This window comes from Streptococcus oralis subsp. dentisani, from assembly GCF_002096685.1.
Lineage (GTDB): Bacteria > Bacillota > Bacilli > Lactobacillales > Streptococcaceae > Streptococcus > Streptococcus oralis_AD.
The window spans coordinates 1-15,377 of the sequence record NZ_NCVA01000035.1; the positions used below are offsets into that span (position 1 = coordinate 1).

General features: G+C 44.6%; 14 protein-coding genes. 2 read left to right on the plus strand and 12 right to left on the minus strand.

What is annotated here, in order from left to right; translation table 11 throughout:
• The 11 genes from B7705_RS10060 to B7705_RS00935 all read right to left on the minus strand — a co-directional run.
• Nucleotides 1–2,804 (minus strand): KxYKxGKxW signal peptide domain-containing protein (locus B7705_RS10060; protein ID WP_193431900.1); only part of this gene is annotated, 2,804 nt, incomplete at its 3' end.
• 629 nt (nt 2,805–3,433) lie between these two features.
• A complete protein-coding gene (locus B7705_RS00890; RefSeq protein ID WP_084946935.1) occupies nt 3,434–4,546 on the minus strand; it encodes a nucleotidyltransferase in 1,113 nt (370 codons plus the stop codon).
• A 9-nt stretch (nt 4,547–4,555) separates the two neighbouring features.
• The gene (locus B7705_RS00895) at nt 4,556–5,296 is read right to left on the minus strand and encodes a class I SAM-dependent DNA methyltransferase (RefSeq protein ID WP_345789016.1); all 741 of its coding nucleotides are present in this window, start codon (nt 5,294–5,296) and stop codon (nt 4,556–4,558) included.
• A gap of 322 nt (nt 5,297–5,618) precedes the next feature.
• A complete protein-coding gene (gene rsfS / locus B7705_RS00900; protein ID WP_084946938.1) occupies nt 5,619–5,972 on the minus strand; it encodes a ribosome silencing factor in 354 nt (117 codons plus the stop codon).
• Nucleotides 5,973–6,566 (minus strand): bis(5'-nucleosyl)-tetraphosphatase (symmetrical) YqeK, encoded by a 594-nt coding sequence (yqeK, locus tag B7705_RS00905; protein ID WP_084946940.1) that lies wholly within the window; start codon nt 6,564–6,566, stop codon nt 5,973–5,975.
• Nucleotides 6,566–7,195, minus strand: coding sequence for a nicotinate-nucleotide adenylyltransferase (locus B7705_RS00910; protein ID WP_084946941.1), 630 nt, complete (start codon nt 7,193–7,195; stop codon nt 6,566–6,568). The genes yqeK and B7705_RS00910 overlap by 1 nt, the downstream gene beginning before the upstream one ends.
• A gap of 50 nt (nt 7,196–7,245) precedes the next feature.
• A complete protein-coding gene (yhbY, locus tag B7705_RS00915) occupies nt 7,246–7,557 on the minus strand; it encodes a ribosome assembly RNA-binding protein YhbY (protein ID WP_000060171.1) in 312 nt (103 codons plus the stop codon).
• A gap of 213 nt (nt 7,558–7,770) precedes the next feature.
• On the minus strand, nt 7,771–8,877 hold the full coding sequence (yqeH, locus tag B7705_RS00920; RefSeq protein WP_084946945.1) for a ribosome biogenesis GTPase YqeH: 1,107 nt from the start codon (nt 8,875–8,877) through the stop codon (nt 7,771–7,773).
• A gap of 2 nt (nt 8,878–8,879) precedes the next feature.
• Entirely contained in the window at nt 8,880–9,407 is a 528-nt protein-coding gene (locus tag B7705_RS00925; RefSeq protein ID WP_084946947.1) for a YqeG family HAD IIIA-type phosphatase, read from the minus strand.
• Between the two features lie 14 nt (nt 9,408–9,421).
• The gene (locus B7705_RS00930) at nt 9,422–10,330 is read right to left on the minus strand and encodes a magnesium transporter CorA family protein (RefSeq protein ID WP_000899717.1); all 909 of its coding nucleotides are present in this window, start codon (nt 10,328–10,330) and stop codon (nt 9,422–9,424) included.
• Nucleotides 10,331–10,387: 57 nt separating this feature from the next.
• Nucleotides 10,388–10,948, minus strand: coding sequence for a mechanosensitive ion channel family protein (locus B7705_RS00935; RefSeq protein WP_084946949.1), 561 nt, complete (start codon nt 10,946–10,948; stop codon nt 10,388–10,390).
• 149 nt (nt 10,949–11,097) lie between these two features.
• Between B7705_RS00935 and sstT the strand changes: the two genes are divergently transcribed.
• Together sstT and B7705_RS00945 are read left to right on the plus strand one after the other, a co-directional pair.
• Nucleotides 11,098–12,303 (plus strand): serine/threonine transporter SstT, encoded by a 1,206-nt coding sequence (sstT, locus tag B7705_RS00940; protein ID WP_084946951.1) that lies wholly within the window; start codon nt 11,098–11,100, stop codon nt 12,301–12,303.
• 67 nt (nt 12,304–12,370) lie between these two features.
• Nucleotides 12,371–13,324, plus strand: coding sequence for an aromatic acid exporter family protein (locus tag B7705_RS00945; RefSeq protein ID WP_084946953.1), 954 nt, complete (start codon nt 12,371–12,373; stop codon nt 13,322–13,324).
• A gap of 453 nt (nt 13,325–13,777) precedes the next feature.
• On the opposite strand, the gene B7705_RS00950 is transcribed toward B7705_RS00945, so the two are convergent.
• Entirely contained in the window at nt 13,778–15,322 is a 1,545-nt protein-coding gene (locus B7705_RS00950) for a peptide chain release factor 3 (protein ID WP_084946956.1), read from the minus strand.
• Between the last annotated feature and the right edge of the window lie 55 nt (nt 15,323–15,377).

Here is a 15,377-nt window from a genome sequence, read left to right on the forward strand (position 1 = left end):
CTTGCAGATACTGATGCTGAAGTGCTTTGGCTTGCAGATACTGATGCTGAAGCTGATTGACTAGCTGATACTGATGCTGAAGCGCTTTGGCTTGCTGATACTGACGCAGAGTGGCTCGCGCTTGCTGAGATAGAAGCTGAGTTCTGGTTGTTAGATGCTGAAGCTGAAGCACTTTGGCTCGCGCTTACTGATGCTGAAGTACTTTGACTTGCAGATACTGAAGCTGAAGCTGATTGGCTAGCTGATACAGATGCTGATTGGCTTGCACTTACTGATGCTGAAGCGCTTTGGCTTGCTGATACTGACGCAGAGTGGCTCGCGCTTGCTGAGATAGAAGCTGAGTTCTGGTTGTTAGATGCTGAAGCTGAAGCACTTTGGCTGGCGCTTACTGATGCTGAAGTACTTTGACTTGCTGATACTGAAGCTGATTGGCTAGCTGATACAGATGCTGATTGGCTTGCACTGATGCTTGCACTTACTGATGCACTTACACTTGCACTTGCTGAGGCACTTTGACTCGCACTTGCTGAGCTTGATGCTGATTGGCTTGAGCTTACTGATGCTGAAGCGCTTTGGCTTGCTGATACTGACGCAGAGTGGCTCGCGCTTGCTGAGATAGAAGCTGAGTTCTGGTTGTTAGATGCTGAAGCTGATTGGCTTGCACTTACTGATGCTGAAGTACTTTGACTTGCTGTTGCTGAGCTTGATGCTGATTGGCTTGCTGATACAGATGCTGAGTGACTTGCACTTACTGATGCTGAAGCGCTTTGGCTTGCGCTTACTGATGCACTTACGCTTGCACTTGCTGAAGCTGAGCGGCTTGCACTAAGCGATGCACTCGCTGAACGGCTTGAGCTTACACTTGCTGAAGCTGAGCGACTTGCACTAAGCGATGCACTCGCTGAACGGCTTGAGCTTACGCTCGCTGAGGCTGAGCGACTTGCGCTAAGCGATGCACTGGCCGAACGGCTTGAACTTACGCTCGCTGAAGCTGAGCGACTTGCACATAGCGATGCACTCGCTGAACGGCTTGAGCTTACACTTGCTGAGGCTGAGCGACTTGCTCTAAGCGATGCACTCGCTGAACGGCTTGAGCTTACGCTCGCTGAGGCTGAACGACTTGCGCTAAGCGATGCACTGGCCGAACGGCTTGAGCTTACACTTGCTGAGGCTGAGCGACTTGCTCTAAGCGATGCACTCGCTGAACGGCTTGAGCTTATGCTGGCTGAGGCTGAGCGACTTGCTCTAAGCGACGCACTCGCTGAACGGCTCGCATTTGCTGAGCTTGATGCTGATTGACTTGCAGATACTGATCTTCTTGCTGACTCTATTATACTTTTAGATGTCGATGTGGATTCCCTCTCATATTGAGGGTCACGATTAACATAAAAGTTAAACGGAGTTCTATCAAGTGAACCACCCTGCGGACGCGTTGTTACTTGGAGGCTCACAAAATTTCCTTGAATAGGTTTCGGCGTTCCCCAGATGGTCAAGCGTGGTAGGTAACCAACCTCTCTTCCGTTTTCACTGCGAATTTGCTCTACACCCAATTCATATTGTAGGCCTGCTTGCTTGAGACGATCAGCAGATATTTCTGTAAGTACGAAATCACGCCTCGCAAGATCTGCCGTTGTCCAAGAACCACTGTAGTTGCTATTGCTACTATGGTGGAAGTAAATGGAGGTTCTCGGCATTGGTTTGTAAGCTGTTTGATTAGGAATTGGATTGTTAGTAGCATACTTATTTACTGGTGTAGTTGTTATATATGACCCGTAACCATCATAGACATTATCTGGAATCCCCCCCCTTATACGGAATCCAGAATAACCTGTTTTAGGCGCAGTAGTTACTTGCTTGTCTGCTTTTTGATCCTTCTCAGCCTGCTTGGTTGTATCCTTACCTTGGGCTTGGTTCTTATCCGCTACAACACCAGCTGCGATATTGTTGCTGGTCGTTGTTGCTTGGCTAGCGCTAAGAGCTGCGCTTGCCAAACTTTGGTTAGCACTGCCTGATACAAGACTTGCTGCAGGGTTAACCTTAAGGTTGAGCGATGCAGAAGTTGAGGTAGACACAGAAGCTTGAGCTGATGGTTCGCTAACAGCTGATGTACTCTCAACTACAGAGGCAGGTGCTGGAGCGCTTGCTGACGCTGATGGTGTAGAGCTTACTGATGCAGATGCTTTTGTACTTGCTGAGACTGATGTAGGAGCTGATGTTGATTGGCTCGCTGACTCAGATGCTGGAGCAGTTGACTGACTTGCTGATGTTGAAGCACTTGCAGATGCTGACTGACTTGCTGAGGCAGATTGACTGACTGAAGCTGACTGACTCGCACTCGCTTGAGCCTCAACAGATTGACTGACTGATACGGAAGCTGAGGCAGATGCTTGTTCTGCTTGAGCTTTCTTTACTTCTGCTTGCGCTTGAGCGATGATTGAGTTAGTACTTGTTTCAGTTGTTTCAGCTGCTTTTGGTTCAGCTGCGATGACTGTTTTATCCTTTTCTGTATACTCAGATGTTTCATCCGCATAAACAGTTTGCTCTTGAGTCATCACAAATCCTGCAGCTCCCGCGGCCAGGATTCCCCCTATACCCGCTAGCGTGTTAAAACTAAGGTGTGCGTGATCAAGTTCTTCAGTGTCTGACAGGGTACTAGAGACAACTTCGCCCATCCCACCGATACGGAAGAGATCCAATTGAGAGTTCGAGGCTTTTACCCAGTTTTTACCCGACTTGTAAAGCTTATAACGCTTTTTCTCATCTACGATCTCGAAATCTTTGTTAAATTTTTTACTTCGAAACATTCTATTCCTTTCTTTTATCCAATTGCGACCCTTTGTTAACCTCATGACCATTAACAAAGCGTAGTTGCGCTGCTCTCTCAAAACCAAAGCCAATAAAAGCCGCAGTCAGTCTCAGTTTTTATCCCTTTGACTCAGAAAAAGCAGATCCCATCTGGGATATACCAGTCGTTTTTATCTAGTATACACCATTTGTCATTTTACCAAAACGATCCTTCCTTTTCAAGCAGTTATACTAGAAGCGATCAATGAAAACGCTTAATTTTTACCTAAAATTCGCTTTTAAGGTTCAAATGATTGAAATTCTCTTACGATTTTCGAAATCAAGCCCATTAATACTTCCAATAAAAAATGACCAAACCATCATTAGAAGAGATCATTTCTTTTGTAAATCCCATACTTTTAATCGTTTTTCAGATGTTTTCGAAAGATACAGATGGGGACAAGATTATTAACGCTTTGGAACACCCTGTTCTCATACAAAACAGGAAGCCACTACCAACCGTATCATAGTCATTAAACGAAATGCTTTTGATTGTTAGAACTTTGGCAATGTCAAAACCTGAATTTTCATAGCTTTAAACATGACAAAAGAGAGAATCAATCTGATTCCCTCTATGCTTCGATATATGTCACCCACTACAGTTTCCACTTATTTCCATTCTAATCGGCGCTCTTCCGAAATTCTGCTCTACTATACTTAGGTGTCCTAGTTGGTAAATCTGGTCTGCCTTTTGAGTCATAGCATCCCAAGGTTCTTTGCCAATTCGGCTGACTAGATGGATCTGCTCTTTCAGTGACTTGAGATGTTGTCTGCCTTTTTCGGTAAAGCCAAGGACATGGATACCTTCTGGCAAGTCGCTTTCTCTGGCCTGCACCAAGATATAGGTCAAGAGGCGTCTGACACGCGCCTTGGTATAACGCTTGGTCGCAACCGCCTCGACCAATTCGTCAGCAGACTGAGCCGTCTTGATAGCTTCCTTGATGCGCACAGCCATTTCTTGATTGACCTGATAGATGGTCGTTAGGTCTGAGTTTGACAAGATTTGATAGCGGAGCAATGAAAAATAGTCATCCCAGCTCACCTTACTGGCCTGCTCAAAGAGAGCAACAGAAGGCATAAAGCGTTCTAAGAAATCTTTGTCCCTCTGGAGCTGACGGAGGGCTGTTGCAGAGGCAAAATTCACCTCCTTGTCCACAGAATGATAACCCGCTCCCTGACGCTGAATCGGCTCAAGTTTGATTTTGCGCCCTGCAACTGCCTTGGCATAGGCCAGAGCAAGGACATGGTTGGGAGTGTTGCCTGAAAAATCAAGACCAGCAAATTCCTTCCACATGGCTTGGGTTTTCTGGGGATAGGAGAGGGAATCAGACAGATTTTCCACAAATTTCTCCATCTTAGCACCTTGCTCTGTGTATAAGTCAGCAATTTTCTGGTAGTCCAGAACTTCCTCTGTCCCAAAAGCTAGGCTATCAATGCCCAACCGATCCAAGATATCTACTGCTCCTTGTCCAAAGAAATCCGCTGCCTGAACACTGACTAAAAAGGGTAATTCCACTACCAGATCCGCGCCATTTTCCAGCGCCATCTGAGCCCGAGTCCACTTGTCCACGATAGCAGGCTCTCCACGCTGCATGAAATTTCCAGACATGGCAACGATTTTCAGTCCCTCCGCCTGATCCAGCAGGTATTTATGCCCATTATGGAAAGGATTGAACTCTGCGATAATACCTGTGATGGTCAAGATAACCTCCTACTTCTGCACTACAAAAAACCAACGGGTGCTAGTTTCTGTTGGCTCCTCATCCTCAAAGTCCGCATAGAGTTTGAAGGACTTGAAACCAGCTTGTTCCAGCAAAATATCATAGGTCAAAACCTCATAAGTTCTCTCCTCATGCACTTCATCGTAGCGACTAAAGGAACCGTCAGCCTCCTTGACAAAGAAAGTCAACTCATGCACGATGGAGTGAGGAACTTCGTCCTCATAGGTGTCCCAAAGCATGGCAAAATCTTCCGCATTTTCATGGTAAGAATAGCCTGGAAAAACTTCATCTGTCTGGTAAGTCGAATGCACATCAAAGATAAAGACTCCATCTTCATTGAGGGCATTATACACTTCCTTAAAGACATCCCCTACTTCCACCTCATCCTGCATGTAGCAGATAGAGTCCGAATAACACGTGACAAAGTCGTATTGACCTGCCTTAGATAAATCCAGCATATTGCCTTCAATAAAATCAATCTTTTGCTTGGCTGATGTTGCTCTCTTTTCAGCAATCTTCAGCATATCTGCGCTCAAGTCAAGCCCCGTCACATCAAAGCCAGCTTGAGAAAAGCGCACAGACTGGATGCCTGTCCCACAAGCCAATTCCAAAAGCTTCTTTCTCTCCTTGGTCTTAGGCAAATGACGCAGAGAAAAATTCGTCCATTTATCGTATAAACTGTCATCCATGACCGCATCATAGACCGCCGCAAAGGTTTCATAAGTTGCCATATTCATGATACCAAGTCCGCCCGTAATCGGAATGAAAATTAGGAGCTTGACGATGGAGCCGAGCTCCAAGGAAGGCTATCTATTTTCCGACGATTACAGGGCGGGTTCAAATCCTTTCTAAGATACAAAGAGCGTTAAAAGCTAAGAGAAAATAGAAACTTTCTGCCGTATCATCAGGTACAAGGGAAGGTTACTCTTTTTCTCACAGCTTGAGTTCGTGTTCAGTTTCAACATCAACCAAACACGGCGCCCTTTACCTTTCTATCAATTTTCTTCTAAAAATAAGCAAAGAAACCCAGTTGACTGCAACTGAGTTCATCTACTAGGCCAAGGCTTCTGAAATATCTACAGAATCCGCCTCATGCCATAGTTTTTCAAGGATATAGTGGGCACGCATTTCTTCTGAAAAGATATGCACGACGACACCACCGAGGTCCAATAAAACCCAACCTCCAGCTGCATCGCCTTCAACATGGCTACCTTTAAAGCCTGCTTCCGCTACTTTTTCACGGATGTTATCAGCGATTGCGTCCAACTGACGGCTATTCATCGAGCTAGCGATAACAAAGTAGTCTGTCACGCTGGTCAAATCTTGTACATCAAGTGCAAGGATATCCTCAGCACGTTTCTCATCAGCCGCTTTCACGACTAGTTCTAGTAATTCTTTTTCCTTCATTTAGTCCTCTTTCAAATAGTGCACAAAGGCGTTATAGGTTTCAAGGGTTTGGGGATAGATGGGGAATCCCTGATGAGCCAAATGTTCCACAGTTCGCGCTGTCTCATAGGCTACTGCCTTATTGAGTGATGAACCTGCAATCTCACGCGCCTGGTCCACTCCTGGAAAGGCACGATTGTGCTCGATATAGTCGGCTACATAGATGACCTTATCTAGCTCGGTCATCTGACCAGCACCGACTGTATGGATTTCAATAGCTCGCAGGATTTCAGGATCATGCAAATCCAAATCTTCCTGAATCTTGTAGATACCAACCATGCCATGCCATACATTATTACCCCAGTTGTTGAGGTCAGGGTCTAGCTGGTAACGGTCAATCAAATCCAGAAATTCCTGATCTGACAACTTTTTAGCATAATCATGAAGAAGGCCTGCTAGACCAGCTTTCTCAGCATCAACTCCGAAGCGTTGGGCAAGCTCTATGGCTGCACGCTCCACCCCCAAACAATGGGTTAAACGTTTTTCAGGTAGAAGCTCTGCCATTCTTTCCAACAAAGCCTCTCGGGAACAGTTGATATAGTCTTGATAGGTCATCAGTAGAGCCCCTCCTTCTCGATGTAGTCTAGCACTGGCTGTGGTAATAGAAAGTTAGGTGTTCGTCCTTGGGCAATGAAGTCACGCACCATGCTGGACGAGATGTCCATGAGAGGCACATCCACCCAGATAACTGGATAGGAAGTCCCAGCCTTGTAGCGTGGACGCTGAACCCCCACAAACTGAACCATGTCGACCAGCTCATCAATTCGATACCATTTAGGCAGATAGTCCACCATATCCGCTCCGATAATGAAATAATAATCCGTGTCTGGATGTTGCTCGGTCAAAATCTTCATGGTGTCGTAGGTGTAGGAAATGCCCTTGCGCTCTAGCTCAATAGTTTCAATGGCTAGTCCTTCAATCCCCTCAATCGCCAACTCAAGCATCTTGAGGCGGTGGTGCTCAGGGATGGTTTCCTTTTTATCTACGTGAGGAGGTTGGTATTCGGGCATAATCAAGACCTGGTCTAGTCCTAACTGTTGTCGTACTTGGTCCGCCACAACAAGATGGGCATTGTGAACAGGGTTAAAATTTCCCCCTAAGATCCCGACTTGTTTGCGTTTTTTCTCCTTGATTTCTGGCTCCAACTCTACCTTGGTAAAGGGAGTCAATAATTCGATTGCCATAGGCTCGTCTTCCTTTAATTCTCTGTAAAAACAGTTGTTTGGAGTAGGTTTTAGATTTCTTTGACTTTTTTAGAAATCTTGCGATTTTCTTTCTTGCTAGATTGTTTATACAAAATCAAGATGCGTCCGATTTTCTGGACAGTATCTACACCAATTTCTTCTTCCAAGATTTCAGCTACTTCGTGGATGTTTTCATCTGTGTTTTGTAAGAGCGTTACCTTGATCAATTCACGAGCGTCAAGAGCTTGACGGACGCTGGTTTTGATTTGGTCGTTGAGTCCATTTTTCCCGATTTGGATGATAGGTTTGAGGGTGTGTGCCTGGCTGTTGAGGAAGGCACGTTGTTTCGATGTTAATGACATAATTTCTTAAAAAGAGTTTCTTTTTATACTTTTCTGAAGTGGTGACGGACGTCAGCAAAGTCCTTCGGACTTTCATGACTAAAATTTGAGCCTAAGGTCTCAAATTTTCCGCAGTTGGTACAAGTTATTGTACCAACTGACACCACAGCGAAAAGTATTCGTTATGGGCTCGCAGGGCTCGCCCGAATCCAGACAACTCTTTCCTTTCTGTGTTTAAATGATTGCTTTTCGTGTGACGACGGCGACGCCTTCTGGTGCCCAGACGGCGACTTTGGCGGTGCCTGTTACGCGGATCCAGCCTAGGCCTGAGATGACTAGGTCAGTCTTGTCCTTGATGGTAAAGACATGTTGAACAAGTTTTGGAAAATCTTCTTTTTCCTTGCTATTTGGTGGAGTTAGAAGGGTTCCCAGATGCTTGTCATAAAAGGCACTAGCGCCTTCAAGCTTGGTACGGTGGAGTTTGAGTTCATTGTCAAAGAAAGCAGTAAATCCTTGCTTTTCTCCTGCGATAAAGTCAAACCGTCCGAGACCACCTAGAAACAGGGTTTGTTCAGGATTGAGTTGATAGGTTTTTGGCTTGATTTCCTTTTTAGGGCTGACATACTTGAGGTTTTTGGCCGTCAAGTAGTGGGCCATCTGGTGGCGGTGGATAATCCCTGGTGTATCGTAGATATAAGATCCGTCGTCAAGCGGAATCTCGATCTTGTCCAAGGTTGTCCCTGGGAAACGCGAAGTCGTGATGACATTCTGGTCACCTGTGATTTCTTGGATAATAGCGTTGATGAGAGTTGACTTTCCAACGTTGGTCACACCGACCACGTAGACATTGCGGCCCTTACGGTAGTGTTCAATCTTGTCAATGACTTCCTTAATGGCATGTTTGTTTTGTGCCGAAGTTAAGACGACATCGACTGGACGAAGTCCTTCTTCGTGGGCACGCTCCATGAGCCACTGGCTAATCTTGCCCGGTTTAACAGACTTGGGCAGGATATCTTTTTTATTTCCCACCAAGAGAACATCATTGCCCGATACAAAGCGTGGCAAGCCTGGGATGACAGAGCCATTAAAGTCAAAGATATCAATGACATTGACCACTAAGGCATCACTGTCTCCCACCTCGTGCAAGAGTTTGAGGAAATCATCGTCCGTCAACTGAACATCTGTGATTTCATTGTAATGACGGAGACGGAAACAGCGTTGGCAATAGACTTCGCCAGTCTCCAAACCTTTTTCAAGTGCCGACTGGGGAGTGAAACCAAGACCAGCCTTGTCTGTCGTCTGAATGGTTGCTCCACAACCAATACAGAGAATTTCTTCCATAGTTAAATTCCTTTTTTATATGTAATCGGTCCGTACTTTTCAGTGATTTTTCGCATGATACGGCGCTCGCGAGCTCGGTTGATCTGCGTTTTGATCGAGTCATGTTGGACCAAGGGTTTGACTAAGATTGAGCGAATGCCTGCACGATGCGCGGCCCGAATATCCGTCATGAGTTGGTCGCCGACCATGACCACTTCATTTTTCTCATAGTGAAATTCCTTCATGGCACGGTCAATCCCAAATGTGAAAGGCTTCAAGGCCCAATAAACGTAATCAATCCCAAACTTTTCAACTGCTCGTTGGACCCGTTTTTTGGTGTTATTTGAGACCACGATGATGCGAATGCCCGCGTCCCGAAGGTCATGTAGCCATTGCTTCATCTCTGGCGTCCCATCAGGGTTGTTCCAAGCAATGAGGGTATTGTCCAAATCGACCAAAACAGCCTTGATTCCCTGCGCCTGCAGGCTTGGGACTGTCAGATCATAGACTGCTTCCACAGCAAAATCTGGCATATAGTTTTCAATCGCCATTCTGGCTCCTTTTTTTAATTTCTAGCAATTTTCTTTAAACATTGAGCTAAGACTGCCCATAAAATGAGACTAGCTATCAAAATATAAATCCAAGCATTTGGTTCATCTGTAAACGGTAAGGGAACATTCATTCCGAAGAATCCTGTAATAACCGCAAGGATAGCTAGCAAGACTGAGATAATTGTCAAAGTTGTCAAATTATCATTCAAATTATTATTTAGGATGTTGTTGTAAGAGGCTGAGAGTTGTTGCAAAACTTGAGAAATCAAGTCTGTCATCGAAACCAACTGATGGGCTTCAATCATAGCATCATCAAACTGCTCTCTTTCTACCTCATTAAGATTGCGATAAAGAGCATGCCCTTGGATATGTTCCAAGAGGAGACGATTTTGTTTGGCAGCAGCTGTCAAGTAAACCATACCGGTTTCCAAGTCAGAGAGGGCAAAAAGATTTTTTTTAGTTGTTTTTTGACGAAGAAGTGCACTGATTTCATCCTTACTTTTATCCATCTCTTCAATAACTGGATAATAAGCATTACTAATAATCTCTAAACTGGCAAAAAGAAATTTGTAGATTGAAATGATTTCATGGCTTTCAAGGTAGGTTGCCATGCGTTTAATCACATAAGTATTCTTGTGATTGCTGATAGTGATCAACCGTTGTTTTTCAACGATAAAGGTCATCGGAATCGCTTCATAATATTCCTTGTCTTTTTCTAAATCAAGAACATTATAAATGAAGGTTACCGTCCCCGTTTCACGGTTATAATCCATGTGGGCTCGCTCATTTCTATCTAGAGCATACTCGATGGTTTCCTTGTCCAATCCATAGACGTCAGAAAGATCTTCCATGTTTTTAATCTTGTCCACATCAAGGTCTATCCAGGTACAATCATGACCTAGTTTTTTCTCTACAAATAGCATACTCTCTCCTTTACCAAACTCTTTCTATTGTACCACAAATCTGCCAAAATAGCAGACCTACTCTGTACGAGAGAAGTTGCTAACAACAGTGATATTTCGGTTGGGAACAAAGTGAAGGGCTTGGTCGTCACTGCGAAGTTGGGTCGTACGAATTCCTACACTAACGACCTTTCCGGATACGGTAATCGGTCCATTGGTGAGAACTACTTCATCACCCACATCGAGCTGGCGTTCAAAGAGGATAAAGAAACCATTGATAACATCAGACAGAAAACCTTGTGCGCCCATCCCAATGGCAACCCCAGCAATCCCCGCACCAGCAAGGAGGCTAGAAACTGGCAAACCCAAAATAGACAAGATACAGTAAATCAAAAAGAAATAAAGGGTATAGTTAAAGATATTTTCAAGCAAACGTGAGATGGTCTTTTGTCTGCCTGCATCCCGATTTGAAAATTTAAGCGAGGGCTTGACAATCTTTCGGACAGTCGCATGAAGCATCTTTTTAGCTATATAAAATAACAAAAACAAAATTAAAAGAGAAATCACCTTGGTCAAGACATTCTCTAATACAGTTGTTACATCCAATTTATCAAGATAACGTTGAAAAAATTCTTGCATACAAAACTCCTTTTTAGTATTATACCACAAATCATCCCGTTCAAATTCCTTATAAATATTCCGATATTCCCCCAAACTCAAAAAAAGACTTGCCTCAACGGCATATTTATACTATAATCATAAACAATACACTTTGAAGGAGACTATTTATGAAAAAAATCATTCGTGCCTGGAACAAGGCCAGCCTCATCAAACGTATCCTAATCGGCATGCTTCTTGGAGCCTCCCTAGGTTTGCTTTTCCCTAGTTTGTCAGGTATTGGCATTCTCGGTGACCTATTCGTTGGGGGTCTGAAAGCCATTGCTCCTGTCTTGGTCTTTACCCTCGTCGCAAATGCCCTCTCACAACATCAAAAAGGGCAAGATACCAATATGAAGACCGTTATTTTTCTCTATCTACTCGGTACCTTTGCAGCTGCCTTGATTGCTGTACTGGCTAGTTTTCTCTTCCCCGTTCAGATTACTCTCAGCAGTGCGAGCACAGAGATTGCCCCACCAGACGGCATCGGTCAAGTTCTCAGCAACCTCCTGCTGAATCTCGTGGACAATCCCCTCAACGCCGTCGTCAAAGCCAACTATATTGGAATTCTATCATGGGCTGTTGTCTTTGGACTTGCTATGAGAGAAGCTAGTAAAAACAGCAAGGAATTGCTCAAAACCATGGCAGGAGTAACTTCCAAGATTGTGGAGTGGATTATCAATTTGGCTCCTTTCGGAATTATGGGCTTGGTCTTCAAGACCATCTCTGATAAAGGAATTACCAGCCTTGCTAACTACGGAATTTTGCTAGGACTCTTGATTGCAACTATGGCTTTTGTGGCCCTTGTCATCAATCCCCTCATTGCCTTTCTCTTTATGAGAAAAAATCCTTATCCCCTTGTTTTTAAATGTTTGCGTGTCAGTGGAATTACAGCTTTCTTTACTCGTAGTTCTGCTGCTAATATTCCTGTAAACATGAAACTCTGCCAAGACCTCGGACTCAATCCAGATACCTACTCTGTTTCTATCCCCCTTGGCTCCACTATTAACATGGCTGGCGCAGCCGTAACCATTAACATTCTCACTCTAGCTGCAGTCAATACTCTGGGAATCTCTGTCGACTTTGGTACAGCCTTTGTGCTCAGTGTCGTCGCTGCCATTTCTGCCTGCGGAGCCTCTGGAATCGCTGGTGGATCACTCCTCCTCATCCCCGTCGCTTGTAGTCTCTTTGGGATTTCAAATGATGTTGCCATGCAGGTAGTCGGAGTTGGTTTTGTCATCGGTGTCGTCCAAGATTCCTGCGAAACTGCCCTGAACTCTTCTACCGACGTCCTCTTTACAGCAGTAGCTGAGTACGCGTCGGCACGTAAAAAATAGATTTTTTAAGACAAGTCTTCCAAGCCTTGTCTTTTATACTCTTATTCTAATATTATAGGAAATTCTCATGTCTATCACCCAACGTACGGCAAAACTGATCTTAGCGACCTGCCTTGCTTGTTTTCTAGCTTATTTTTTAGATTTATCATCAGCAGTTTCAGCTGGAATTATCGCCCTCTTAAGCCTATCTGACACGCGCAGAAGTACGCTGAAATTAGCACGTAACCGCCTCTTTTCCATGCTCCTAGCACTCGCTATCGGTGTTCTAGCCTTTCAACTGACAGGATTTCACATCTGGAGTTTCGGCCTCTATCTGGCTCTCTACGTGCCCCTAGCCTATAAAATGGGCTGGGAAATCGGCATCACCCCTAGCAGTGTCTTGGTCAGTCATCTCTTGGTGCAGGAGTCTACTTCCCCAGCCCTCCTGCTCAATGAAGTGCTCCTCTTTCTCATCGGAACAAGCTTTGCTCTATTGGTCAACCTTTATATGCCCTCTCGTGAGAAAGCCATCCAAAACTACCACCTTCAGGTCGAAGAAAAGTTAAAAGATATCCTGCTTCGCTTTAAATACTATCTGTCAAGAGGAGACGGGCGCAATCGCGCCCAACTCGTTGACGAATTAGATGAACTCCTTGATGAGGCCCTCAAGCTAGTCTATTTGGATCACTCAGACCACCTCTTTCACCAGACAGACTACCACATCCACTACTTTGAGATGAGACAGCGCCAAAGCCGTATCCTGCGAAATATGGCCCAGCAGATCAATACCTGCCACCTGGCCGCAAGTGAGAGTTTGATTTTGGCCCAGCTCTTTTCAAAGATTGCTGTCCAGCTAAGTCAGACCAATCCTGCTCACGACCTACTTGATGACATCGAACGCTATCTGCAAGTCTTCCGCAATCGGAGTCTCCCTAAAACACGTGAGGAGTTTGAGACCCGTGCCACCCTCCTGCAGCTACTACGCGAAGCCGAAACTTTCATTCAGGTCAAGGTCGATTTTTACCAGAAATATGGAAACTAGAAATTAAAGAACCTCAGAGGATTCACAAAAGGTGAATACTTCTGAGGTTTTTGTTTTACAGATCTCAACTTGAGCATACTTTTTGAAAAAACTCCGCTCTAATATCTATCTCAAATTTTTCAGTATTGAGCCACGACACGGAGTTTGGCAAATCTACTCTATTTGCCAAATGTAGTTAGTAAGACTGGTTGCTATTTGGCTTCCCCATCATTACGACGGTAAAGCCCATGAATAGATACCATTAATGGGCTTTGCCTAGTGAAGCGGTTATCGATTGTTAGATTACGACACTGAGTTTTACAAATCGATTTCATTTGTAAAACGTAGTTACGACGGAAAAATCCACGAATCGATACTATTCGTGGATTTTTCCTAGTGAAGCGTTTAGGTAGACCGCCATAGCGGTTACCGTCAAATGACAGCAACTTTATGTTGCTAGTCATTTGTAACGATTCACATCTTCTCTTCCAACTCTACATCTGGATATTTATCCGCAAACCAGCGAAGGGCAAAGTCGTTTTCAAAAAGGAATACTGGTTGGTCAAAACGGTCCTTGGCCAAGATATTGCGGCTTGATGACATCCGTTCATCCAAGTCCTCAGGCTTGATCCAACGAACGGTCTTTTTACCCATCGGAGTCATGACAACTTCAGCGTTGTATTCGCCTTCCATGCGGTGCTTGAAGACTTCAAACTGAAGTTGGCCGACAGCGCCCAGCATGTACTCGCCTGTTTGGTAATTCTTATAAAGCTGGATGGCTCCCTCTTGTACCAACTGCTCAATCCCCTTGTGGAAGGATTTTTGTTTCATGACGTTCTTGGCAGAAACTTTCATGAAAATCTCAGGAGTAAAGGTTGGCAATGGTTCAAATTCAAACTTGTTTTTCCCAACAGTTAGCGTATCCCCAACTTGATAAGTACCTGTATCATAAACCCCGATAATATCACCTGCCACGGCATTGGTCACATTCTCACGACTTTCCGCCATAAATTGAGTGACATTCGACAGTTTAGCTCCCTTACCAGTACGAGGCAGATTGACACTCATTCCACGCTCAAATTCACCTGATACGATGCGGACAAAGGCGATACGGTCACGGTGACGAGGATCCATGTTAGCTTGGATTTTAAAGACAAACCCTGAGAAATCCTTGTCGTAAGGATCGACAATTTCGCCATCTGTTTTCTTGTGTCCATGTGGCTCTGGAGCAAATTTCAAAAAAGTTTCAAGGAAGGTCTGTACCCCAAAGTTAGTCAGAGCTGATCCGAAGAAGATCGGAGTCAAATCACCTGCGAGAATGGCTTCTTCTGAAAACTCATTTCCTGCTTCATTCAGGAGTTCAATATCCTCTTTTACTTGCTCATAAAATGGGTTACTTCCAAAGAGTTTGTCACCTTCTTCCAAACTGGCAAAACGTTCATCCCCTTTATAAAGTTCTAAACGTTGGTTATAGAGGTCATACAAGCCTTCGAAGGCTTTCCCCATCCCGATTGGCCAGTTCATTGGATAACTCGCAATACCAAGGACTTCTTCTAGTTCTTGCAAGAGGTCCAGTGGCTCACGACCGTCACGGTCCAGCTTGTTCATAAAGGTAAAGACTGGAATGCCACGGTGCTTCACAACCTCAAACAATTTCTTGGTTTGGGCCTCAATACCCTTGGCAGAGTCCACGACCATGACCGCAGCATCTACCGCCATCAAGGTACGATAGGTATCTTCTGAAAAGTCCTCGTGCCCTGGTGTGTCTAGGATATTGACACGTTTGCCGTCGTAGTCAAACTGCATAACAGATGAGGTTACCGAAATCCCACGTTGTTTCTCGATATCCATCCAGTCAGACTTGGCAAAATTTCCTGTTTTCTTACCTTTTACAGTACCAGCCTCACGAATCTCGCCCCCGAAGTAGAGCAACTGCTCAGTGATGGTTGTTTTCCCGGCGTCCGGGTGGGAAATAATGGCAAAGGTACGGCGTTTCTTGATTTCTTCTTGAATAGTCATAAGTTCTCTTTCTTTGATTTTCTATTTTAGTTGTTTCAGTAGCTAAGAATGATTT

Excerpts from the sequence above, each read along its gene's own strand:
- B7705_RS00895 (WP_345789016.1), bottom strand. The coding sequence starts at position 5,296 with ATGGCAACTTATGAAACCTTTGCGGCGGTCTATGATGCGGTCATGGAT.
- rsfS (WP_084946938.1), bottom strand. The coding sequence starts at position 5,972 with ATGAAGGAAAAAGAATTACTAGAACTAGTCGTGAAAGCGGCTGATGAG.
- yqeK (WP_084946940.1), bottom strand. The coding sequence starts at position 6,566 with ATGACCTATCAAGACTATATCAACTGTTCCCGAGAGGCTTTGTTGGAA.
- B7705_RS00910 (WP_084946941.1), bottom strand. The coding sequence starts at position 7,195 with ATGGCAATCGAATTATTGACTCCCTTTACCAAGGTAGAGTTGGAGCCA.
- yhbY (WP_000060171.1), bottom strand. The coding sequence starts at position 7,557 with ATGTCATTAACATCGAAACAACGTGCCTTCCTCAACAGCCAGGCACAC.
- yqeH (WP_084946945.1), bottom strand. The coding sequence starts at position 8,877 with ATGGAAGAAATTCTCTGTATTGGTTGTGGAGCAACCATTCAGACGACA.
- B7705_RS00925 (WP_084946947.1), bottom strand. The coding sequence starts at position 9,407 with ATGGCGATTGAAAACTATATGCCAGATTTTGCTGTGGAAGCAGTCTAT.
- B7705_RS00930 (WP_000899717.1), bottom strand. The coding sequence starts at position 10,330 with ATGCTATTTGTAGAGAAAAAACTAGGTCATGATTGTACCTGGATAGAC.
- B7705_RS00935 (WP_084946949.1), bottom strand. The coding sequence starts at position 10,948 with ATGCAAGAATTTTTTCAACGTTATCTTGATAAATTGGATGTAACAACT.
- sstT (WP_084946951.1), top strand. The coding sequence starts at position 11,098 with ATGAAAAAAATCATTCGTGCCTGGAACAAGGCCAGCCTCATCAAACGT.
- B7705_RS00945 (WP_084946953.1), top strand. The coding sequence starts at position 12,371 with ATGTCTATCACCCAACGTACGGCAAAACTGATCTTAGCGACCTGCCTT.
- B7705_RS00950 (WP_084946956.1), bottom strand. The coding sequence starts at position 15,322 with ATGACTATTCAAGAAGAAATCAAGAAACGCCGTACCTTTGCCATTATT.